This is a genomic window from Pseudomonas sp. H1_D05 (genome assembly GCF_054682705.1).
In genome coordinates this window covers 3,989,080-4,011,510 of the sequence record NZ_CP162825.1, presented here as the reverse complement: position 1 = coordinate 4,011,510, position 22,431 = coordinate 3,989,080, and the positions used below count along the sequence as shown (strand labels likewise).

Here is a 22,431-nt window from a genome sequence, read left to right as displayed (position 1 = left end):
TCGTTTCGCTGAACAGATGGCTCAGTCGCCCCTGCCGGACTGCCGCTGGCAACTGACCAGACCGCCAGAAACCTCCGTCAGACTCTGGATCCAGGATGACCATCTGTCGCAAAGCGCGCAGACCTGTCAGGTCTGACAGGTGCCTTTTTTCGCCAATCGGGCTCTGATGACCCTGCGCTCAAACGCGAAGGAATCGCCGATGCAATCGCCCTGGACTGTCCCGCCGCTGTATGGACTTGCCCCTTTTAGAGTCGACCTGTCTCTGGCGGCAGAAGTGGATGATCGCCTCATGCCGTGGATCGAGCAGGTCGGGATTTTTCCAGGCCAGCACAAAAAAGTGCGGGCGATGGGCTTCGGGCGCTTCGCTGTGCTTTGTCATAACGATACGGATGATCCGGACCGCCTGCTGCTGGCGGCGCAATGTTTTGCCGCCCTGTTCGCCGTCGATGATTACTACTGCGATGACGAGAGAACCGGATCTGAACCGAAAATGGTCGGCCCACGCCTGTCCGTGGCGCTGGCAGCGCTGGAACCGGTTTACTTGAGCGAACGGTTCCGCCCCGGCCTTGAGCGGGCATTGAGCGGCGATCCGGTATTGGTCGCTCTGCGCGGGTATCTGGCGCGGGTGGAGTCCTTCGCCACACCGGCACAGGTGGCACGCGTGCGCCATGAAATCATCGCCATGTTCGTGACCATGAGCGCCGAAGCGGCCTGGCGCACCGAAGGTCTCACGCCAGCACTTTGGGAATATCTGGCCCACCGTCAGGTCAACAGTTTCCTGCCGTGCCTGTCGTTGATCGACATCATTGCAGGCTACGAACTACCGGCCAATGTGTATAGCGCACCCGACGTGCGACGCGTGACGGCACTGGCCGCCAGCGCGACGATCATTGCCAATGATCTGTTTTCGGCGCTGAAGGAGCAGCAAGCCGGAATCGGTGACTTCAACCTGCCCTTGCTGTTGATCCGCGAACAGCACTGCTCACCGGAACAAGCAATGGCGCAAAGTGCCGCCATTCACGACGAGATCATGCAATTGTACGAGGCCGCAGAACAGGCCGTACTGCCGCACGCATCAGCGCCGCTCATACGTTACCTGGGCGGAGTCAAGAGCTGGCTGGCCGGCAATGTGGAATGGCATCGCACCAGTGGTCGCTATCAGGTCTGAAGCTGTCGATCTTTTCATGATCGCAAGATGAACTCTCGCCGCCGCCCGTCAGTCAGCTAAATAGGCCCACTGACCCCAGGCGCGATTTTGCATGCATATTTCCCTCGCCCGACAAACAGCCCTGATCACCGGCGCCAGCTCCGGCATCGGCCACGCGTGCGCCAAAGCCCTGGCCGCTGCCGGCGCGGCGGTGGTCATCAACTACAACCGCCAGGCCGAACCTGCCGAAGCACTGGCCCGGCAAATCATCGCTGACGGTGGGCAGGCCATCGCCATTCGCGCTGATGTCTCCAAGGAAGACGAGGTTGAGCGGCTGTTCTCGGCGGCCATCGATGCCTTCGGTTCGCTGGATATTCTGCTGGCCAACTCGGGTATGCAAAAAGATGCCGCCGCTGTGGACATGACCCTCGACGACTGGAACGCGGTGATCGGCGTCAACCTCACCGGGCAGTTCCTCTGCGCCCGCGCTGCCCTGCGGATCTTCAATCGCCAGGGCGTTCGTGAAGGTGTGTCCCGCGCGGCCGGCAAGATCATCCACATGAGTTCGGTGCACCAGCGCATTCCCTGGGCCGGGCACGTCAATTACGCCGCGTCCAAGGGTGGTGTCGATCAGTTGATGCAGACCCTTGCACAGGAAGTCAGCCACCAACGCATTCGCATCAACGGCATCGCGCCGGGGGCGATTCGCACGGCGATCAACAAAGACGCCACCGAAGGCGCTGCCGGCGAAAAGCTGCTTGATCTGATTCCTTACGGGCGTATCGGCGACGCGCAAGACGTCGCCAACGCCGTGGTCTTTCTCGCCTCGGATGCCGCCGATTACATCGTTGGTACCACCCTGTTCATCGACGGCGGCATGAGCCTCTATCCGGAGTTTCGCGGCAATGGCTGAGCATCACCTGGAACGACAAAGCCCGATCGACGCCCACGGCATCATCGGCGACATGCGCAGTGCGGCACTGATCAACGACCGTGGCAGTGTGGATTTTTTCTGCTGGCCGGAATTCGACAGTCCGTCGATTTTCTGTTCGTTGCTGGACACCCCGGACGCGGGGATTTTCCAGTTGGCGCCGGACTTGCCGGACGCGCGCCGCGAACAGATTTACCTGCCCGACACTAACGTTCTGCAAACCCGCTGGTTGAGTGAGCGCGCGGTGGTCGAAGTCACCGATCTGCTGCCAGTGGCGGACAACGCCGATGACCTGCCGCTGTTGATGCGTCGGGTGCGCGTGGTCAGCGGCGAAGCGACTTTCACCATGCGCTGCGCCGTGCGCCACGATTACGCCCGAGCCGACACCCGAGCTCAGATGGATCAACAAGACGTGACATTTAGCGCTTCCGGCCAACCGTCACTGCGCCTGGCTTCGGACCAGCCGATGCAGATCGACGCGCAAGCGGCGGTGGCACAATTCACGCTCAAGCAAGATGAAACGGCGGCGTTCATGCTCGGGGCGACCGATGATCCACGATTCGCCGAAGGCGCCGGACACTTGTGCATGGAACGCACATTGAAGTTCTGGCGCGACTGGATCGGTCAGTCGATTTACCGCGGACGCTGGCGGGAAATGGTCAACCGCTCGGCCCTCGCGTTGAAGCTGCTGACCTCACGCAAACACGGCGCGATTCTCGCCGCCGCCACTTTCGGTCTACCGGAAACGCCGGGCGGCGAACGTAACTGGGACTACCGCTACACATGGATCCGCGATGCCTCGTTCACGGTGTACGCGTTCATGCGCCTGGGCTTTGTCGGCGAGGCCAACGCCTATATGGGCTGGCTGCGCGGACGGGTCAGCGACTGCTGCGGCAAGCCGATGAAGTTGAACATTCTGTACGCCATCGATGGTCGTCAGGAATTGCCGGAAACCGAGCTGTCGCACTTGTCCGGTCACGGCGGTGCGCAACCGGTGCGCATCGGCAACGGCGCTTACGATCAGATTCAGCTGGATATCTTCGGCGAGCTAATGGATGCGGTGTATCTGGTCAACAAATACGGCGACGCAATTTCCCACGAGGGCTGGAAACATGTGCGCGAAGTGGTCGATCAAGTCTGTGAAACGTGGCAGACCGCCGATGTCGGCATTTGGGAAATGCGCGGTGAGCAGCATCACTTCCTGCACTCACGGCTGATGTGCTGGGTAGCGCTGGACCGGGCGATTCGCTTGGCCTCGAAACGCTCGTTACCGGCACCGTTTGCGCAATGGGACTCGACCCGGCAGGCGATCTACGCCGACATCTGGGACAACTTCTGGAATGAGGAGCGCGGGCATTTCGTCCAGTACAAGGGCGGCACCGCGCTGGATGGCTCGATGTTGTTGATGCCGTTGGTGCGTTTCGTCAGCGCCAAGGATCCGCGCTGGCTGTCGACCCTTGCGGCCATCGAAAAGACCTTGGTGCGCGACGGCATGGTTTATCGCTATCGCAATGACGACAGCAATATCGATGGCCTGACCGGCACTGAAGGCGCCTTCGCCGCGTGTTCGTTCTGGTATGTCGAATGCCTGGCTCGCGCGGGGCAGGTTGAAAAAGCCCATCTGGAGTTTGAGCAATTGCTGCGCTATGCCAATCCGCTGGGTCTCTACGCCGAAGAGTTCGACGCCCATGGCCGGCACTTGGGTAATACCCCGCAAGCCTTGACGCATCTGGCGTTGATCAGTGCGGCGAGTTTTCTCGATCGCAAGTTGAGTGGGGAAAAGAGTTACTGGCAGCCGTAATTGTCACCAAAGGCTGTAGGAAATAGTCCGCATCAACAGCCAATTGTAGGACTGACACCTACGCAAAAGCAGGCTCACTCCCACCCCCTATGGCGAGGGAGCTTGCTCCCGCCGGGTCGCGAAGCGGCCCTGAAACCTGCCTCCCCAATCCTACCGAAGCACCGGGTTGCCTGACTTTGCGCCTGCTGCACCGCCGAGCGGGAGCAAGCTCCCTCAGCACAGTTTTCAACTGCCGTAAGACTACAAATGGTCAACATCCTCCGAACCGTGCCTGCCCTGCAACTCGCAGTCACACCCGGAAATACCCTGTTGCCAGCTGTTACATCCACCCCTACCATCCACCGCAACGGGCACAGCGGAGCTGTCCAATAAAACCCGAATTCAAGGAACCAGAATGTCCCAGCACGTCCAGCGCACCATCGACACGCCGCTTCGCAGCGGCCTGACCCGCACCCAACTCTGGGAAGCCGCGGACAAAGGCCTGATCAAGTGCTGGGAAATCGGCCGCCAGCGCGCCACCCGCTTCCCCGACCTCGCGCAAAAATGTCTCGCCGGCGAACTGCCCGTGCTCGGCTGGAAAGGTGGCGTGAGCCGCAGCCTGAAGAAAAACGAGAAATATGGCTCGCTGAAGTATCTGGCGCAGTGGCAAGGCTTGCGCGGTGAGGATCTGGATATTGATCTGAGCGAAGAACGCTCGTTGACCTGCTCGCGAACGAAGATGCGGGTGACGTTTACCCCGGATCGAACGAAGTATTTCAATCAGGTGGCGGAAGCTGAGGTTTAAGGAGAAACAGCGATGGTCGATTTGCATCAGGAATTTCAAAACAGCCGTTTCTTTCACGAAGCGCGGATTGACAGGCGTTCGGCCGACGCACTGGCAGGGGTCGCTGCCGGGCTAGCCGCTGATGGCAAGATCAATCAGCAGGAAGCCGAGTTTCTCAAGACCTGGATCGAAACCCACTTGGTTCACTTGGGGGATCCGGTGGTAAATATTCTCTACAAGCGTCTTGAGGGCATGCTTAGCGACGGTTTATTGGATGCCGATGAATCGGTGGAATTGCTGGAGATTCTTCATCAGTTCGCCGGCCTGCCAGTGGGCGCAGCACAAACCTTCAGTGTGCCCAACAGCCTGCCGCTCGATAGTCCAGCCCCAACTCTGGACTGTGCCAATCGTGTTTTTCTGTTTACCGGTGTTATGGCTTACGGGCCGCGCAAAGCGTGTGAATCGCTGATCGTAGAACGCGGCGGAATGATAGGTGCAGGTGTCAGCAAGAAAATCCATTATCTAGTGATCGGCAGCATCGGCAATGAACAGTGGCTGCACAGCAGCTATGGTACGAAGATCAAAAAAGCCGTTGAGCTGAGAGACAGCGGCGTGCCGATCGCCATCATCAGTGAAGATCATTGGCAGAAGGTGCTGTTCGGATAACAGGAGCCAGGTATGAGTGGAAAAGCGATTCTGTTCTGCAAAACCGCTAGCCTGACCATTGCCTATGAGGCGCATGGCCCGGAAACCGGTGTGCCGGTGATCCTCCTTCATGGCTTCCCCTATTCCCCTCGCGCTTACGATGAAATCGCGCCGCCCCTCGCCGCTCAGGGTTACCGAGTCATCGTTCCGTACCTGCGCGGTTATGGGCAGACTCGCTTCAACGATGCACAAACACTGCGCTCAGGCCAGCAAGCCGCACTCGCTCAGGATTTGTTGAATTTGATGGATGCACTCTCCATCGAACAAGCCACGCTCTGCGGGTATGACTGGGGTGGTCGCGCGGCATGCATCGTCGCGGCGTTATTTCCGGAACGAGTGCGCGGCTTGGTGACCGGTGATGGCTACAACCTGCAGGACATCCCCAACTCGATTCGACCGCTGGATCCCGAGACCGAGCATCGGTTCTGGTATCAGTATTACTTCCACACGCCACGTGGCGTTGAGGGCCTGAAGCACAATCGTCGGGAGTTTTGTGAGCTGCTCTGGAGGCTTTGGTCTCCGACCTGGTCGCACGCTGCCAAGCGTTTTCCCCTGACCGCGCCTGCCTTCGACAACCCTGATTTCGTTGACGTGGTGATCCACTCCTATCGCCACCGCTTCATGTACGTCGCGGGAGATCCGGCGTTTGAGTTGATGGAAGATTTGCTGACTCGGCAACCGACCATTGGCGTGCCGACCATTTCTTTGTGCGGTGCCGACGACGGTGTCGGCCCTGCGCCGCAAGAGGATGAAGACGCAGAGCATTTCACCGGTTTTTATGAGCGGCGTGTGTTGCCCGATGTCGGCCATAACATTCCCGAGGAAGCTCCTGAACAAACCCTCAAGGCATTACTGGATCTGTTGCAGCGCTGACCGAAAACCGCTCGCGATAGGCCTGCGGCGTCACCCCGATAGCCCGCAGGAAACTTCGGCGCAATGTCTCTTCACTGCCAAACCCGCAATTGGCGGCGATGCGTTTGACCGGCAAACCGGTGTCACTGAGCAATCGCCGGGCGGTTTCGACGCGAATCAATTCGATCGCCCGCGCCGGGGTCTGGCCGGTGTCGGCACGGTAGTGGCGGACGAAACTGCGTTCGCTCATGCCAGCTTGTTCTGCGAGGGTCGGGATGCCGAGGTCGCAGGTGAGGTTTTCGGCGATCCACGCGTGCAGTTCATCAAAGCGATTGCCCTGACTCTGCAAGGATAAGGTCACGCTGAACTGCGATTGCCCGCCCGGGCGCTTGAGGAACACCACCAGATGCCGGGCGACGTCCAGGGCGATGTCGCTGCCCAGATCCTCTTCAACCATGGCCAAGGCCAGATCGATGCCGGCCGTGACCCCCGCCGAGGTCCAGATCGGGCCGTCATTGATGAAAATCGGATTGGCCTCAACGTGCAGATTCGGATGTTGCTGCGCCAGTTGTTCGCATCGCGTCCAGTGTGTGACCACGCGACGGCCATCGAGCCAACCGCTTGCCGCCAACAGAAATGCCCCCGTACACACGGAGGCCACGCGTCGACATTTGCCCGCGTGTTCGCGCACCCAATCCACCAACAGCACATCTTCGGCCGCCGGATAAATGCCCCAGCCACCGGCGATGATCAACGTGTCGCTGGGCGCTTCGGGCAACGGTTCGGCCAACACCGCCAGACCCGCCGACGACATCACCGCCCCGCCGCCGCTGGCAATCACGCTCGGCGCATACGGGATCGGCAAGCCGCGCTGACGGGCGATGTCGTTGGCCGAGGCGAACACCTGCAAGGGGCCGGTGACGTCGAGGATCTGCATGTTGGCAAACGCGAGTACGTGGATGGCTTTGGGCATTTGGCGTAATTCGTGGGGTTATTGGCGTATGCGCCAGAACCTACGCGCCTACAGTGAAGCCGTCCAGCCCTTTTCATGGAGTAAGAACGATGACGTTGCAGATCGGTTTTCTGTTGTTTCCGCAGGTTCAGCAACTCGACCTGACCGGGCCGTATGACGTGCTCGCCTCGCTGCCGGGCGTGCAGGTGCACTTGATCTGGAAGGATCTGATGCCGGTCACCGCCAGCACCGGACTGCTGCTGAAACCGACCACCACGTTTGAGGATTGCCCGGATCTGGATGTGATCTGTGTACCGGGTGGTGGTGGCGTCGGCGCGCTGATGGAAGATGAGCTGACGCTGGCTTTCATCAAGCGTCAGGCTGCGCAGGCGAAGTACGTGACATCGGTGTGCACCGGTTCGCTGGTGCTCGGCGCGGCGGGTCTGTTGCAAGGCAAGCGGGCGACCACGCATTGGGCGTATCACGATCTGCTGCCGACGCTGGGGGCGATCGCGGTGAAGGATCGGGTGGTGCGTGACGGCAATCTGTTTACCGGCGGCGGGATTACGGCGGGGATTGATTTTGCGCTGGTGCTGGCTGAAGAGTTGGTGGGTGCCGACGCGGCGCAGCTGATCCAGTTGCAATTGGAATATGCCCCGGCACCGCCGTTCAACTCGGGCAGCCCGGAGACTGCGCCGAGTGAGATTGTCGATGAAGCACGTTTGCGTGCAGCGCCATCGCTGAAGCTGCGCACGGAAATCACCGAGCGTGCGGCGGCGAAACTTAACTTGCGCTAGATCCCACGCCAAACGCAAAACCCTTTCTGGAATACCAATCCCCTGTGGGAGCGAGCTTGCTCGCGAATGCGGTGTATCAGTCGAAACAACTATTGCCTGTCACACCGCTTTCGCGAGCAAGCTCGCTCCCACATTGGGATTTATGTTTGGCCAACGGTATTGGAGTTGTCCCGGTTTGCCGCCACACCTTCACTTGTCCCCCGCCGCTCGTCCGTGTAGAAAGCCCTTCCACAAATTTGCACAGGGACTTTCGATGAAGGCTTTGCCATGGCTCTATCTGGCGCTTCTCAGCCTCGGTTACGGATGGGCGCTGAGTTACGGCCACCTCGGCTGGCTGGCGCTGATTTCCATTGGGCTGCTGGTGTTCGCAGGTTTCGCCGTGCATCTGCAGAAAGTGCCGGTCGCACGTTTTCTCGGCCATGGCCTGTTCATCGTGCTGGCCGTGGCGTTGGCATTGCACTGGCTACCGGGCTTCGCCAACGGTCGCGCCATTGATCCGCAACGCTTCACCGACAACGCCGTGCCGTTCGCGATGTACCTGAACCTCGACAAACCGCTGGTTGGCTTCTGGTTGTTGCTGGTGTGCCCGTGGATTGTCGGGCGACGTTCGTTGCGCCTGAGCGTCTACGCCACCGCCCTCGCCCTGACGCTGAGCGCGGTTCTTGCCCTTGGCGGCGCGCTGTTGCTGGGCGTGATCGCCTGGGCACCGAAGTGGCCTGATCAAGCGTGGCTGTGGGTGCTGAACAATCTGCTGCTGGTGACCTTGGTCGAGGAAGCGCTGTTTCGCGGCTATATACAGGGCGGCCTCAGTCAGCGTTTCAAAAGTCTGCCCTACGGAGAAAATCTCGCCCTGCTGCTGGCCTCGTTGCTGTTCGGTCTGGTGCATGCCGGCGCAGGCTGGACCTGGGTGTTGCTGGCAGGGCTGGCGGGCGTCGCCTATGGTCTGGCCTACCGTTTTGGCGGACTCGGCGCGGCGATCGCCACACATTTCGGCCTGAACCTGCTGCATTTCGGCCTGTTCACCTATCCGATGCTCGCCGGCTGAAGCAAGCGCCATTTTGCGACGCCGTGCTGATTATTGAAAAAAATTTCAATAAAAAGCTGTCACCGCCGACAACCTTTCAAAGCCTTGCGGATTGAAAAACCATGCGTAACAACCAGCCCATTACACAACGCGAACGGACTTTCCCGGCTCAGCAACGGTTGATTTCCACAACCGACGCCAAGGGCGTGATCACCTACTGCAACGACGCTTTCGTCGAGATCAGCGGGTTTTCGCGTGAAGAGCTGATCCGTGCGCCGCACAACCTGGTCCGTCACCCCGACGTCCCGGCGGCGGTGTTTTCGCACATGTGGGGCACATTGAAACAAGGCTTGCCATGGATGGGCATTGTCAAGAATCGCTGCAAGACCGGTGACCATTACTGGGTTAACGCCTATGTCACACCGGTGTTCGACGGCAATCAGGTGGTCGGTTACGAGTCGGTGCGGATCAAACCCACGGCCGAACAGATCCGCCGCGCCGAAGCGCTCTACCAACGCATCAACCAGGGCAAGTCGGCGATCCCTTCCAGCGACAAATGGCTGCCGGTGCTGCAGGACTGGCTGCCGTTCATTCTGGTCAGCCAACTGAGCTTCGTGATCGGCGCGACGCTGAACTCGCACTGGGGCTTCGCCCTCGCTGCCGGTTTGTCGGTGCCGCTGGGCCTGATGGGCCTGCAATGGCAGCAACGCGGGCTGAAACGCCTGCTGCGCCTGGCCGAGCAGACCACTTCCGACCCGCTGATCGCGCAGATGTACACCGACAGCCGTGGCGCCCAGGCGCGTCTGGAAATGTCGATCCTCAGCCAGGAAGCACGCCTGAAAACCTGCCTGACCCGTCTGCAGGACACCGCCGAACACTTGACCGATCAGGCCAAGCAATCCGACGTCCTGGCGCACAACAGCTCCACCGGCCTGGAACGCCAGCGTGTGGAAACCGAACAAGTCGCCACCGCCGTCAACCAGATGGCCGCGACCACCCAGGAAGTGGCGAGCCATGTCCAGCGCACCGCTGACGCCACTCAGGAAGCCAATCGCCTGACCGGTCGCGGCCGTGACATCGCCGGCGAAACCCGCGAAGCCATCCAGCGTTTGTCGGTCGTTGTCGGGGAAACCGGCCTGACCGTGACGCAACTGGCCAAGGACAGTGACGAAATCGGCGGCGTGGTTGATGTGATCAAAGGCATCGCCGACCAGACCAACCTGCTCGCGCTCAACGCCGCCATCGAGGCAGCCCGTGCTGGCGAGATGGGCCGTGGTTTTGCCGTGGTGGCTGACGAAGTGCGTCAACTGGCGCAACGCACCAGCGAATCGACCGGGCAGATTCATGCCCTGATCGCCAAGTTGCAGCAGACGGCTTCGAGTGCCGTGCAAACCATGGAAGCCGGACATCGTCAGGCTGAAGAAGGTGTAGCGCGGGTGCTGGAAGCGGATCAGGCGTTGGTCGGTATCAGTGAAGCGGTGGCCAACATCACCGACATGACCACGCAGATTGCTGCAGCGACGGAAGAGCAAAGTGCGGTGGCTGAAGAGATCAGCCGCAACATCAGCAATATTTCGGAACTGGCGGATCAGACGTCGGAACAGGCGCATAACTCGGCGTTGTTGAGTGAAGAACTGACGAAGACAGCGAATACGCAGTACTCGTTGGTGGAGCGGTTTAACCGCTGATTGAACTGGCGATAACATAAAACCCGGAAAGCGAGAGCTTCCGGGTTTTTTGTTGTGTCATTGAATATCTCCCCCTCACCCCAGCCCTCTCCCCCCAAGGGGGCGAGGGGGAAAGGGAGCCGATCTCTGTGCATTTCAGAATTTGAGTTCGACTCGGTATCTCAAGTCGGTGCACCTGGCACATTCACCTCGGTCAGTCCCCTCTACCTCTGGGAGAGGGTTAGGGTGAGGGCCGGCCCAATAACTACTGAGGCAACTTCAGCTTATCCAGCAGTCGATTGACCAACAGCTCGTTGAGCATGATCACCTGTTGCAGCGCCAGCAGCGGTTTGCGCTCCGGGCCGCCTATTGAGTTGGCGATGTTGCCGGCCATGGCGTGGGCGTATGAAAGCGACTCGCTCGCCTCGACCAGCAGGGTTTCGTCATCCAGCGTGGGGTCGACGAGATAGACCGGGCGAAATTTTGGCGAGCTTGGTGGAGCCCCCAGTGCTTCGGGTCTGAGGTAATAGTCGAGGGCGCGGTCGGTTGCTTCTTTGATCTTTTGCGGGCTGAGCGCTGGGTCGTGGGGGATTGGATCAGTGGGTGGTGGGTTTGGTGTGATTTTGAACATAGATAAAGCTCCAATTTGAAAAAACGGGAGCCATCACCCTCGCTACCAAACGGCGGGTGGCGGCCATGCGCGGGTTGGTAGACCGGTCAAATTGGGTAACCCGGCGCTCACAGAGGAGCCCCACGCATGCCCACCATACAAAGCCATATCTCAAAAAGGAGACAGCATCGACAGTGTCGCAACAACGACAATTTAAGGCGGGCTACCAAACCCGATCACTGTTTTTCAGTGACAAGGAAACGATATAGCCCGGCCTGTAGTCGTGTAAGCCGGCGGATTCTGGCGTACGCGTAGGTAACGGCGCAAGGTGTTGTAGGCCCCGTGGCGTAACGGGTTGTGTAATTTAAACGTGCTCACAAAATCATGTTTGCGCACAGGAAATGCTGGGCAGTGCGCGCTTCCAGTTTTTTATCGTGTCAGCGAAATCGCCCCTCACCCTAACCCTCTCCCAGAGGGAGAGGGGACTGACCGCATGGAATGGAAGAGATACGCCGACGTGCGATACCGAGTTGAACTCAGATTCTGAAACAGATCAAAAGCCCCTCACCCTAGCCCTCTCCCCGAGGGAGAGGGGACTGATCGCGGTGTTTGGGAGAGGTACGCCGACGTGCAATAGCGCGTTGAACTCAGGCTTTGAAAAGCCCAAAAATCGGCTCCCTCTCCCTCGGGAGAGGGCTGGGGTGAGGGGCGAGAACACCACAAAAACCAAAGCCAAGCGCGCCGTACTCTTCACCACTCAATAGGCCGAGTGTCAGCTCGCCTGCTTTTGATCTTGACCCACCGGCGACGTCGGAAGGCTGAGTGGAGGGATTGATCCGGGCGTGGGAGCGCAGCGACCGTTTGGCGCAGCCAAACACAGCGGGAGTAGGTGCAGCGAAGCAAACCGGAGACGCTGCGCCCGGATCGATCCCGGAGCGAAGGGACCCCGAGCTTTAGCGAGCGGGCCGCACGTAGGAGCAAGCGTTTTTTTGCTTACTTTTTTTAGGCGTTTGTAAAAAAAGTGAGTCGCCGTAAGGGCGAAACCCTAAGTGGGCTTAACCGCAGCAACGAATATGCACATAGATCGAAAAATGTGCAGTGTTCAAGATCTACCCCCTCACCCCAGCCCTCCCGAAACGTCGGACCGCCCCCAAGGGGGCGAGGGGGAAAGGGAGCCGATCTTTATGCAGTTCGGGATCTCGGTTAACCCTTGAGAAACTCGGATACTTTCTGCGCAGCGCTAGCCAAATGCTGTTCATGGGTAAACCCGGAAACCTTTAATGGCTTCAGGTCATGATCGCCGGCAGTTAACCACGCCACCTCAATACTCGGTGACAAGGTGTAAGCCTCAACCGCCTCCCGATTACCCAGCGCATCCCGCTCCCCCTGCACAATCAAAGTCCGCGTCTGCAAAGAAGCCAAATGCTCAACCCGCGGTTTCTCCGGTTTACCCACTGCATAAAACGGATAGCCCAAACACACCAACGCATCGGCACCCAATTCGTCAGCCAAAAGACTCGCCATCCGCCCGCCCATCGACTTCCCGCCAATGGCCAAAACCCCAGCGACATGACGTCGCACTTCGGCAAACACTTCGCGCCAGCATTCCTGCAGTTTCGCAGCAGGATTCGGCGGCCGCTTCACGCCATCCACCCGCCGCTGCGCCATATACGCAAACTCAAACCGCAACACGTTGATGCCAAGCCCGGCAAGGCGCCCAGCCATGTCGTTCATCCAATCGCTATCCATCGGCGCCCCCGCCCCGTGAGCAAGGATCAACGTCGCCGACGCCTTACCCTCAGCGGCATCCCAAAGCCACCCATGATCACGCACGCACTGCGCCCATTGATCCCCGTCAATACTGGCCTTGTGCTGTTTGTCCATGCTTGCCTCGCTTTTAGTCTGCCTATAACTCCAGACGAAGGATTCGCCGCGTGTTTTGCGCGCGCTCACTTCGGCTGAACCGTGGATGGGGAACCATGAACACTTCTATCAGTACCGCCTACAACTACAAGGTGGTCCGCCAATTCGCCATTATGACGGTGGTGTGGGGCATCGTCGGCATGGGCCTCGGGGTTTTTCTCGCGGCCCAATTGGTCTGGCCCGAACTCAACTTCAATTTGCCCTGGACCAGTTTCGGCCGTCTGCGCCCGCTGCACACCAACGCGGTGATCTTCGCGTTCGGTGGCTGTGCGCTGTTCGCCAGTTCGTTCTACTCGGTGCAACGCACCTGCCAAACCCAATTGTTTGCGCCGAAAATCGCCGCGTTCTGCTTCTGGGGCTGGCAACTGGTGATCCTGTTGGCGGCGATCAGCCTGCCACTGGGTTACACCAGCTCCAAGGAATACGCCGAGCTGGAATGGCCGATCGACATCCTGATCACCATCGTCTGGGTCGCCTACGCCATCGTGTTCTTCGGCACGATCATGCAGCGCAAGACCAAGCACATCTACGTGGGCAACTGGTTCTTCGGCGCGTTCATCATCACCGTGGCGATTCTGCACATCGTCAACAACCTTGAGTTGCCGGTGAGTTTCACCAAGTCCTACTCGGTGTACGCCGGTGCAACCGACGCGATGGTGCAATGGTGGTACGGCCACAACGCCGTAGGCTTTTTCCTCACCGCCGGTTTCCTCGGGATGATGTACTACTTCGTGCCGAAACAGGCCGAGCGTCCGGTGTATTCGTATCGCCTGTCGATCGTGCACTTCTGGGCCTTGATCACCCTGTACATCTGGGCCGGCCCGCACCACTTGCACTACACCGCGCTGCCGGACTGGGCACAGTCGCTGGGCATGGTGATGTCGCTGATTCTGCTGGCACCGAGCTGGGGCGGCATGATCAACGGCATGATGACCCTCTCGGGCGCCTGGCATAAGTTGCGCAGCGACCCGATCCTGCGCTTCCTTGTGGTCTCGCTGGCGTTCTACGGCATGTCGACCTTCGAAGGTCCGATGATGGCGATCAAGACTGTCAACGCCCTCTCCCACTACACCGACTGGACCATCGGCCACGTACACGCCGGCGCTCTCGGCTGGGTAGCGATGATCTCGATCGGCGCGCTGTACCACATGATCCCGAAAATCTTCGGCAAGGCGCAGATGCACAGCGTCGGTTTGATCAACGCGCACTTCTGGCTCGCGACCATCGGCACCGTGCTCTACATCGCCTCGATGTGGGTCAACGGCATCGCCCAAGGCCTGATGTGGCGCGCGGTGAACGAGGACGGCACGCTGACCTACTCCTTCGTCGAAACCCTGGTGGCCAGCCACCCAGGCTTCGTCGTGCGGCTGATTGGTGGGGCGATCTTCCTCAGCGGCATGTTCCTGATGGCTTACAACACCTGGCGCACCGTGCGGGCCTCGCGGCCTGCTGACGTCGTTGCTGCCGCGCAGATGGCCTGAGGAGTCCGCCATGAAACACGAAACGATTGAAAAGAACGTTGGCCTGTTGATGTTGCTCATGGTGTTCGCCGTGAGCATCGGCGGCCTGACCCAGATCGTCCCGCTGTTCTTCCAGGACGTCACCAACAAACCGGTGGAAGGCATGAAGCCCTACACCGCGCTGCAACTGGAAGGCCGCGACATCTACATCCGCGAAGGCTGCGTCGGTTGCCACTCGCAGATGATCCGGCCGTTCCGCGCCGAAACCGAGCGCTACGGGCACTACTCGGTGGCCGGCGAAAGCGTTTGGGATCACCCGTTCCTGTGGGGTTCGAAACGTACCGGGCCGGATCTGGCCCGGGTCGGCGCGCGTTACTCGGATGACTGGCACCGCGCGCACTTGTACAACCCGCGCAACGTTGTGCCGGAATCGAAAATGCCGGCCTACCCGTGGCTGGTCACGCAGGCGGTCGACAGCAGCCACACCGAAACCAAGCTCAAGACCATGCGCACCCTCGGCGTGCCGTACACCGACGACGACATCAGCGGCGCGGTGGCCAGCCTCAAGGGCAAGACCGAAATGGACGCCCTCGTCTCCTACCTGCAAGTGCTCGGCACTGCGATCAAGAGCAAGAGGTGAGCCATGGTCATTGAAATGAGCACAGGGCTGATCCGTGGTTTAGGCACCGTTGTCGTGTTTGTAGCTTTCGTCGGTTTGACTTTGTGGGTGTTCAACCGCAAGCGCACCCCGGAGTTCGCCGAAGCGCGTCTGCTGCCGTTCGCCGACGAGCTGCAACCCGACACAACCCCAGTAAATGAGACAAGGAGTACCCGGCCATGACCACCTTCTGGAGTACGTGGATCTGCGTACTGACCATCGGCAGCCTGATCGGCCTGACATGGCTGCTGATCGGCACCCGCCGGGGCGAGACCAAGGGCAGCGTCGACCAGACCATGGGCCACAGCTTCGACGGCATCGAGGAGTACGACAACCCGCTGCCGCAGTGGTGGTTCATGCTGTTCGCCGGCACGCTGGTGTTTTCCGTGGGCTATCTGATCCTCTATCCGGGCCTGGGCAACTGGAAAGGCATTCTTCCCGGTTACGAGGATGGTTGGACCGGTGTGCACGAGTGGGAAAAGGAAATGAATAAGGCCGACGCGAAGTTCGGGCCGATCTTCGCCAAGTTCGCCGCCATGCCGGTGGAAGAAGTGGCGAAGGATCCGCAGGCACTGAAAATGGGTGGCCGCTTGTTCGCTTCCAATTGCTCGGTGTGCCACGGTTCCGATGCCAAAGGCGCGTTCGGTTTCCCTAACCTTGCCGACAGCGACTGGCGCTGGGGCGGCGACGCCGACACCATCAAGACCACCATCATGGGTGGCCGGATGGCGGCGATGCCGGCCTGGGGCGAAGTGTTGGGCGAAGCCGGGGTGAAAAACGTCGCGGCGTACGTCCGTCACGAACTGGCCGGTTTGCCATTGCCAGCCGACAACAAGGCTGACCTGCAAGCCGGACAGCAAGCGTTCAGTACTACTTGCGTGGCCTGTCATGGGGCGACCGGCCAAGGTACTGAAGCCATGGGCGCGCCGAATCTGACGCACCCGGCCGGGTTTATCTATGGCACCAGCCTGACCCAACTCGAGCAGACCATTCGCCATGGTCGCCAGGGTCACATGCCGGCGCAGAACGAGCTGTTGGGCAACGATAAAGTGCAATTGCTTGCCGCTTATGTGTACAGCCTGTCACATGGATTGAGTACAGAAAAACTTATTACTGAAGACAACAAGAAGTAATCATTGCGTACACATCTGCCGCACCATTCTCGGTGCGGCAGCATCCAGCCCCTTTGCGACGCATTGTCGCACCCCTTCACACCCTCTCCTTTCGGTTCCTCTGATTCGGGTCTACGCTTGCTCGATGCGGACTGGCTTGTGCCGGTTCCAGGTCAACGCTGACTGCTGTGTTCCGCGAACCGGCTGACTGATGTGGCCGCAAACGCCGGTAGATACCGGCTGTCGTGCCATTTACCGTCCGTCACCCGAACTGAGCGTTTGAACACACCCCGTTACAAGCGACCTGAACCCCTCGCTTTTTTCGTCCGCTGCGACATTTTGTCCGAGGCCAATTTTGTCCTTACGCGGCGCATGGAAAGGCCGCAGAATCAGCGTTGGAAAGCATTGACCCAGGTCATGGCGCGTTGCAATGACCCCCTGCTCTCTGCATACTTGCGGCCGATTTTAATCCTAATAAAACACCCAAACCGTGGAACCTTAGAATGAGCACAGCAATCAGTCCGACTGCTTATAACTATAAGGTAGTCCGCCAGTTCGCCATCATGACGGTGGTCTGGGGGATCCTTGGCATGGGGCTCGGTGTCTTCATCGCCTCGCAACTGGTCTGGCCGGAGTTGAACTTCGGTCTGCCGTGGACGAGCTTTGGACGCCTGCGCCCGTTGCACACAAACCTGGTGATTTTCGCCTTCGGTGGTTGTGCACTGTTTGCCACTTCCTACTATGTCGTGCAGCGAACCTGCCAGACGCGACTGATTTCCGACAGCCTCGCGGCCTTCACCTTCTGGGGCTGGCAAGCGGTGATCGTCGGCGCAATCATCACCTTGCCGCTGGGTTACACCACCACCAAGGAATACGCGGAACTGGAATGGCCACTGGCTATTCTGCTGGCGATTGTCTGGGTCACCTACGGTCTGGTGTTCTTTGGCACCATTACCAAGCGCAAAACCAAGCACATTTATGTGGGTAACTGGTTCTACGGTGCGTTCATCGTGGTCACGGCGATGCTGCACATCGTCAACCACGCCTCCCTGCCGGTGAGCTTCTTCAAGTCCTACTCCGCCTACTCCGGCGCGACCGATGCGATGATCCAGTGGTGGTACGGCCACAACGCGGTGGGCTTCTTCCTGACCACCGGTTTCCTCGGGATGATGTACTACTTCGTGCCGAAACAGGCCGAACGTCCGATCTACTCCTATCGTCTGTCGATCGTGCACTTCTGGGCCCTGATCACCCTGTACATCTGGGCCGGCCCGCACCACCTGCACTACACCGCATTGCCGGATTGGGCACAATCGCTGGGCATGGCGATGTCGATCATCCTCCTGGCGCCAAGCTGGGGCGGCATGATCAACGGCATGATGACCCTGTCGGGCGCCTGGCATAAGCTGCGCACCGACCCGATCCTGCGCTTCCTCGTGGTTTCGTTGGCGTTCTACGGCATGTCGACCTTCGAAGGGCCGATGATGGCGATCAAGACCGTCAACTCGCTCTCGCACTACACCGACTGGACCATCGGCCACGTACACGCTGGCGCTCTCGGTTGGGTCGCGATGATCTCGATCGGCGCGATCTACCACATGATCCCGCGCCTGTTCGGGCGTGCGCAGATGCACAGTGTCGGCCTGATCAACGCGCACTTCTGGCTCGCGACCATCGGCACCGTGCTGTACATCGCTTCGATGTGGGTCAACGGCATCACACAGGGCCTGATGTGGCGTGCAATCAACGACGACGGCACCCTCACCTACTCGTTCGTTGAAGCGCTGCAAGCCAGCCACCCGGGCTACATCGTTCGCGCCTTGGGCGGTGCTTTCTTCGCCAGCGGCATGTTCCTGATGGCTTACAACGTCTGGCGCACCGTGCGCGCCTCGAACCCGGCTGAAGCCGAAGCCGCTGCCCAGATCGCTGTCGTTGGAGCTCACTGATGAAGCATGAAGCTGTCGAGAAGAATATTGGCCTGCTGGCCTTCTTCATGGTCATCGCCGTCAGCGTTGGCGGCCTGACCCAAATCGTTCCGCTGTTTTTCCAGGACGTCACCAACAAGCCGGTCGAAGGCATGAAGCCGCGTTCGGCGCTGGAACTGGAAGGCCGCGACGTTTACATCGCCAACGGCTGTGTCGGCTGCCACTCGCAGATGATCCGTCCGTTCCGCGCTGAAACCGAACGCTATGGGCACTACTCGGTCGCCGGTGAAAGCGTCTGGGATCACCCGTTCCTGTGGGGTTCCAAACGTACCGGGCCAGATCTGGCCCGTGTCGGCGGTCGTTACTCCGATGACTGGCAACGTGCGCACTTGTACAACCCGCGCAACGTCGTGCCTGAGTCGAAAATGCCGGCTTACCCGTTCCTCGTAGAAAACAAGCTCGACGGCAAAGACACTGCCAGGAAGATGGAAGTGTTGCGCACGCTCGGCGTTCCTTACACCGACGAAGACATCGCCGGGGCCAAGGATGCCGTGAAGGGCAAAACCGAAATGGACGCGCTGGTGGCCTATCTGCAAGGCCTGGGCACCATCATCAAAAGCAAACGGTGATCTGGATGGATATCGGGATGATTCGTGGCCTGGGCACCGTTGTCGTGATGGTGGCCTTCATCGGTCTGGCGCTGTGGGTGTTCAGCCCCAAGCGCAAGTCGGAGTTTGAAGACGCGACCTTGTTGCCTTTTGCGGATGATCCCGAAGCCATCAAGCACGTCGAGCAAGCTTCTAGGAGTAACAAAGAATGACTACATTCTGGAGTCTGTACGTCACAGTCCTCAGTCTCGGTACGATCTTTTCCCTGACCTGGCTGCTGCTGTCGACCCGCAAGGGCCAGCGCAGCGAACAGACGGACGAGACGGTCGGGCACTCTTTCGACGGGATCGAGGAGTACGACAACCCACTGCCGAAATGGTGGTTCATGCTGTTTGTCGGCACCATCATTTTTGCCTTGGGTTACCTGGTGCTGTACCCGGGCCTGGGCAACTGGAAAGGCCTGCTGCCGGGCTACAACTACCTCGATAACGACAAGCAGACCGCGTTCGCCAATGGCCAGACCGGCTGGACCGGCGTGCACGAGTGGGAAAAGGAAATGGCCCGCTCGGACGCCAAGTTCGGTCCGATCTTCGCCAAGTTCGCTGCCATGCCAATCGAAGAAGTGGCCAAGGATCCGCAAGCACTGAAGATGGGTGGCCGTCTGTTCGCCTCCAACTGCTCGGTGTGCCACGGTTCCGACGCCAAGGGCGCCTACGGTTTCCCTAACCTGACCGACGCCGACTGGCGCTGGGGCGGCGAGCCGGAAACCATCAAGACCACCATCATGGGCGGTCGTCACGCAGTGATGCCGGCCTGGGCTGAAGTCATCGGTGAGCAAGGTGTTGCCGACGTAGCAGCATTCGTTGTGACCAACCTGGATGGCCGCAAGCTGCCGGAAGGCACCAAGGCTGATCCGGCCAACGGCGGCAAACTGTTCGCCGCCAACTGCGTGGCCTGCCACGGTCCGGCCGGCAAAGGCACCCCCGCCATGGGCGCGCCTGACCTGACCCACCCGGGCGCGTTCATCTACGGTTCGAGCTTCGCGCAACTGCAGCAGACCATCCGTTACGGCCGTCAGGGCCAGATGCCTGCGCAGGAACAACTGCAAGGCAACGACAAGGTGCACCTGCTGGCGGCATATGTTTACAGCCTGTCCCACGGTGAAAAAGCACCCGAAGCGAACGCCGAGTAAGGCCAGCGCTTGAAGTACAAAAGGCCCCGCCAATGTTGATTGGCGGGGCCTTTTTTCATGCTGGCATTCATGCCTTGAGACATATGCTCAATAGACCTGAGCAGCACTGCCCTGTAGGTTTTTCCCACTCCGATGAACAGCATCGGGTCAACCTTCAAGGATGAAGCCTACATGTCAAAGAATGACGAAACCACACTGCCAAAACGTTTGCAGCCCCTCCATGATCATGAAGCAACGGCGGTGAATAGGCCTGTGGCACCCGCACGCTCACCCTCACCAAACCCTGTAGGTCGCCCAGGTAACAGCGGCGGTCTGGACGGTCTTGGCGGCGGCAGATTGCCCTGACAGGGGGCAGCAAAACACAGCGAATTTACGTCCAATATCCTGCGCCCCTGCCCTTTGGCCGGGGCGCTTTCGCCGGTGCCGTTATGACAGTGATAAACCGATCGTCCGCAACCCACCTTTTTGATTGCTGGGCAAACCCCAAAGTAGTAACGTTTCTACACCAGAATCACCGGAGGCCGAACATGATGGCCATCACGACCATTTCCAGCCGCGAATTCAACCAGGACACCAGTGCCGCCAAAAAAGCCGCGCATCAGGGCCCGGTCATCATTACCGATCGTGGCAAGCCTGCCCATGTACTGCTGAGCATCGAGGAATACCAGAAACTGACCGGTAGCCAGACCAGCATCGTCGATCTGCTGGTCATGCCGAATGCGCCTGACATCGAATTCGAAACCGAGCGCGCCGTCATCACTCCTCGCAGCGTGGACCTGTCCTGATGTTTCTACTGGATACCAATGTAGTTTCCGAACTGCGAAAACCCCAGGCCAACAAGCAGGTGGTGACATGGGCAAACAGCGTCGCCCCGGCCAGCCTGTATTTATCGGCCATCACTGTGCTGGAGCTGGAAACCGGCATTCTGCGTATCGAACGCCGCGACCCGCCACAAGGAGGGATGCTGCGCAACTGGCTCGAGCGTCATGTCAAACCCGCATTCTCGGGAAGAATCCTCTCGGTCGATAGCGCCGTCGCTAGCCGATGTGCACAGCTGCACGTGCCTGATCGCAGCAATGAATGCGACGCTTTGATCGCCGCCACCGCGCTTGTTCATGGTCTGACGCTGGTCACCCGTAATGTTGCCGACTTCCAACTCAGCGGCGTTCATCTGATCAATCCATGGAACGCGGCCAATCACTGATCGTCCAAAGCCCCGCCTAATCACTGGCGGGGCTTTTTTTATGGGCGCTTGGCAAAGATTGAATGCACCGGCGTCGTATCGATCAGCGTTCGATTGCGCCACTGATTGCTCTTCACCAGATAGACCTGCAACTGCTTGCGGTCCTCGGTGAAACTGGCAATCAGATAGGTTTGCTGAGACGTACTGCCGCTCAGGTAGATGGGTACGCTACCCTCCCAATAGGCATCACCTCCATCCTTATGCAAATGGCCGGCAAAGATCGCCGTCACTTGATATTTATTGACCATATCGGTGAAGCGTTTCTGTTGCGCCTGGGTCCCCTGGTGGCGCAACGGTTTATGCATATTGATGATGATGGCGTACCCCGAGGCTCGCGCCAGTCTGAGGTCCGTCTCGAGCCAGTCGAGCGCATGGTTGATTTCAAATGTCGTCGGGTTCAATGGATGAGCAATCCGGGTGGTATACGTCGGTTCGTTATTGAGTTGAACCATATGAACTTCGCCGATGTTTTTTGAATAGGCGAGACTGCCAGAGTACTTTTTACTGAGAAACCCACTGGTGATTTTCAGATCAAAGCTGTCGACTTTACCCTCATGGTGCTCTTTGAACTCGACAACACTTCCCGCCGCACAGCTATTACTAAAACAATCATCAACATTGTTTTCATAATCGTGATTACCCAAGCCGTATAAATACTCACCTTTGAAGTGCTTGGTCAGTAAATCCTTCATGAACGAACGCTGCCAGCCATGACCAAAAGCGGTTATATCGCCATTGATCATCAAAGGCACCTGGGCTTGAGAGCCGTGCTGATTTCTGAACTCGGCAATACTCCCAAGCTGAGTATCAACCAGCCATTTCGAACGAACATCGAATTCGGCGTCGGATTCGGCTTCGCGATCATCGGTCTTGTCGGTCCAGGGATATTGAGTATCCGAGGCAAAAACCATGTGTTTCGGTGTTCCGGTTATAGCCTGCGCCGATACACCCGTCGCCAACAAACAAACACCCAGCACAACGCTTGCAAACTTGTTAAAAGCCATACATTAAATTCCGTTTAAATTAATCAATCAGGCGCAAACTTTTCGCGCAAACAGAAC

Annotated in this window: 23 protein-coding genes; 19 read left to right on the top strand and 4 right to left on the bottom strand. The window is 59.0% G+C overall.

Going from position 1 to position 22,431, the window contains the following annotated elements; translation table 11 throughout:
* Positions 1–199 precede the first annotated feature (199 nt).
* The 6 genes from AB4O11_RS18205 (at position 200) to AB4O11_RS18180 (ending at position 6,220) form a co-directional block, all read left to right on the top strand.
* Positions 200–1,168: a family 2 encapsulin nanocompartment cargo protein terpene cyclase gene (locus AB4O11_RS18205; RefSeq protein WP_460127754.1), complete on the top strand. Its 969-nt coding sequence runs from the start codon at positions 200–202 to the stop codon at positions 1,166–1,168.
* A gap of 91 nt (positions 1,169–1,259) precedes the next feature.
* A complete protein-coding gene (locus AB4O11_RS18200; RefSeq protein ID WP_093431918.1) occupies positions 1,260–2,060 on the top strand; it encodes a glucose 1-dehydrogenase in 801 nt (266 codons plus the stop codon).
* Positions 2,053–3,879, top strand: coding sequence for a glycoside hydrolase family 15 protein (locus tag AB4O11_RS18195; protein WP_460127752.1), 1,827 nt, complete (start codon positions 2,053–2,055; stop codon positions 3,877–3,879). Before AB4O11_RS18200 ends, AB4O11_RS18195 begins: the two co-directional genes overlap by 8 nt.
* Before the next feature lie 394 nt (positions 3,880–4,273).
* Entirely contained in the window at positions 4,274–4,663 is a 390-nt protein-coding gene (locus tag AB4O11_RS18190) for a hypothetical protein (protein ID WP_093431912.1), read from the top strand.
* A gap of 12 nt (positions 4,664–4,675) precedes the next feature.
* A complete protein-coding gene (locus AB4O11_RS18185) occupies positions 4,676–5,308 on the top strand; it encodes a BRCT domain-containing protein (RefSeq protein ID WP_099758487.1) in 633 nt (210 codons plus the stop codon).
* 12 nt (positions 5,309–5,320) lie between these two features.
* On the top strand, positions 5,321–6,220 hold the full coding sequence (locus AB4O11_RS18180; protein ID WP_460127750.1) for an alpha/beta fold hydrolase: 900 nt from the start codon (positions 5,321–5,323) through the stop codon (positions 6,218–6,220).
* Here the strand turns inward: AB4O11_RS18180 and AB4O11_RS18175 are convergent.
* Entirely contained in the window at positions 6,189–7,172 is a 984-nt protein-coding gene (locus AB4O11_RS18175) for a GlxA family transcriptional regulator (protein ID WP_460127748.1), read from the bottom strand. The genes AB4O11_RS18180 and AB4O11_RS18175 overlap by 32 nt on opposite strands.
* 89 nt (positions 7,173–7,261) lie before the next feature.
* On the opposite strand from AB4O11_RS18175, the gene inhA reads away from it, so the two are divergent.
* From inhA to AB4O11_RS18160, 3 genes are all read left to right on the top strand, one after another.
* On the top strand, positions 7,262–7,948 hold the full coding sequence (gene inhA / locus AB4O11_RS18170) for an isonitrile hydratase (RefSeq protein ID WP_257358027.1): 687 nt from the start codon (positions 7,262–7,264) through the stop codon (positions 7,946–7,948).
* 253 nt (positions 7,949–8,201) lie between these two features.
* A complete protein-coding gene (locus AB4O11_RS18165) occupies positions 8,202–8,993 on the top strand; it encodes a CPBP family intramembrane glutamic endopeptidase (protein ID WP_460090299.1) in 792 nt (263 codons plus the stop codon).
* A gap of 101 nt (positions 8,994–9,094) precedes the next feature.
* On the top strand, positions 9,095–10,660 hold the full coding sequence (locus tag AB4O11_RS18160) for a methyl-accepting chemotaxis protein (protein WP_460090298.1): 1,566 nt from the start codon (positions 9,095–9,097) through the stop codon (positions 10,658–10,660).
* A gap of 244 nt (positions 10,661–10,904) precedes the next feature.
* Here AB4O11_RS18160 and AB4O11_RS18155 read toward each other — a convergent pair whose 3' ends face one another.
* Both AB4O11_RS18155 and AB4O11_RS18150 read right to left on the bottom strand, forming a co-directional pair.
* Positions 10,905–11,270, bottom strand: a complete 366-nt coding sequence (locus AB4O11_RS18155; protein WP_099758482.1) for a DUF6124 family protein — start codon at positions 11,268–11,270, stop codon at positions 10,905–10,907.
* A 1,182-nt stretch (positions 11,271–12,452) separates the two neighbouring features.
* Complete coding sequence (locus tag AB4O11_RS18150; RefSeq protein WP_460127745.1) at positions 12,453–13,133, bottom strand: alpha/beta family hydrolase; 681 nt, start codon at positions 13,131–13,133, stop codon at positions 12,453–12,455.
* A gap of 95 nt (positions 13,134–13,228) precedes the next feature.
* Here AB4O11_RS18150 and ccoN (AB4O11_RS18145) point away from each other — a divergent pair, with 95 nt between their 5' ends.
* The 10 genes from ccoN (AB4O11_RS18145) (at position 13,229) to AB4O11_RS18100 (ending at position 21,331) form a co-directional block, all read left to right on the top strand.
* The gene (gene ccoN, locus AB4O11_RS18145; protein ID WP_099758480.1) at positions 13,229–14,653 is read left to right on the top strand and encodes a cytochrome-c oxidase, cbb3-type subunit I; all 1,425 of its coding nucleotides are present in this window, start codon (positions 13,229–13,231) and stop codon (positions 14,651–14,653) included.
* Between the two features lie 10 nt (positions 14,654–14,663).
* Positions 14,664–15,272, top strand: a complete 609-nt coding sequence (gene ccoO, locus AB4O11_RS18140; protein ID WP_003223389.1) for a cytochrome-c oxidase, cbb3-type subunit II — start codon at positions 14,664–14,666, stop codon at positions 15,270–15,272.
* A gap of 3 nt (positions 15,273–15,275) precedes the next feature.
* Positions 15,276–15,473, top strand: coding sequence for a cbb3-type cytochrome oxidase subunit 3 (locus AB4O11_RS18135; RefSeq protein ID WP_460127743.1), 198 nt, complete (start codon positions 15,276–15,278; stop codon positions 15,471–15,473).
* Positions 15,470–16,423: a cytochrome-c oxidase, cbb3-type subunit III gene (gene ccoP / locus AB4O11_RS18130; protein WP_460127741.1), complete on the top strand. Its 954-nt coding sequence runs from the start codon at positions 15,470–15,472 to the stop codon at positions 16,421–16,423. The genes AB4O11_RS18135 and ccoP (AB4O11_RS18130) overlap by 4 nt, the downstream gene beginning before the upstream one ends.
* Positions 16,424–16,905: 482 nt before the next feature.
* Positions 16,906–18,348, top strand: a complete 1,443-nt coding sequence (gene ccoN / locus AB4O11_RS18125) for a cytochrome-c oxidase, cbb3-type subunit I (RefSeq protein WP_093431876.1) — start codon at positions 16,906–16,908, stop codon at positions 18,346–18,348.
* Complete coding sequence (gene ccoO / locus AB4O11_RS18120; protein ID WP_093431874.1) at positions 18,348–18,956, top strand: cytochrome-c oxidase, cbb3-type subunit II; 609 nt, start codon at positions 18,348–18,350, stop codon at positions 18,954–18,956. The genes ccoN (AB4O11_RS18125) and ccoO (AB4O11_RS18120) overlap by 1 nt, the downstream gene beginning before the upstream one ends.
* Before the next feature lie 5 nt (positions 18,957–18,961).
* Positions 18,962–19,147 (top strand): CcoQ/FixQ family Cbb3-type cytochrome c oxidase assembly chaperone, encoded by a 186-nt coding sequence (locus AB4O11_RS18115; RefSeq protein WP_003175465.1) that lies wholly within the window; start codon positions 18,962–18,964, stop codon positions 19,145–19,147.
* The gene (ccoP, locus tag AB4O11_RS18110; protein ID WP_093431872.1) at positions 19,144–20,127 is read left to right on the top strand and encodes a cytochrome-c oxidase, cbb3-type subunit III; all 984 of its coding nucleotides are present in this window, start codon (positions 19,144–19,146) and stop codon (positions 20,125–20,127) included. The genes AB4O11_RS18115 and ccoP (AB4O11_RS18110) overlap by 4 nt, the downstream gene beginning before the upstream one ends.
* 530 nt (positions 20,128–20,657) lie before the next feature.
* The gene (locus AB4O11_RS18105; RefSeq protein ID WP_175559588.1) at positions 20,658–20,912 is read left to right on the top strand and encodes a type II toxin-antitoxin system Phd/YefM family antitoxin; all 255 of its coding nucleotides are present in this window, start codon (positions 20,658–20,660) and stop codon (positions 20,910–20,912) included.
* Entirely contained in the window at positions 20,912–21,331 is a 420-nt protein-coding gene (locus AB4O11_RS18100; protein ID WP_093431866.1) for a type II toxin-antitoxin system VapC family toxin, read from the top strand. Before AB4O11_RS18105 ends, AB4O11_RS18100 begins: the two co-directional genes overlap by 1 nt.
* A gap of 38 nt (positions 21,332–21,369) precedes the next feature.
* Here the strand turns inward: AB4O11_RS18100 and AB4O11_RS18095 are convergent, their stop codons facing one another.
* Positions 21,370–22,374 (bottom strand): metallophosphoesterase family protein, encoded by a 1,005-nt coding sequence (locus tag AB4O11_RS18095; RefSeq protein ID WP_460127739.1) that lies wholly within the window; start codon positions 22,372–22,374, stop codon positions 21,370–21,372.
* Between the last annotated feature and the right edge of the window lie 57 nt (positions 22,375–22,431).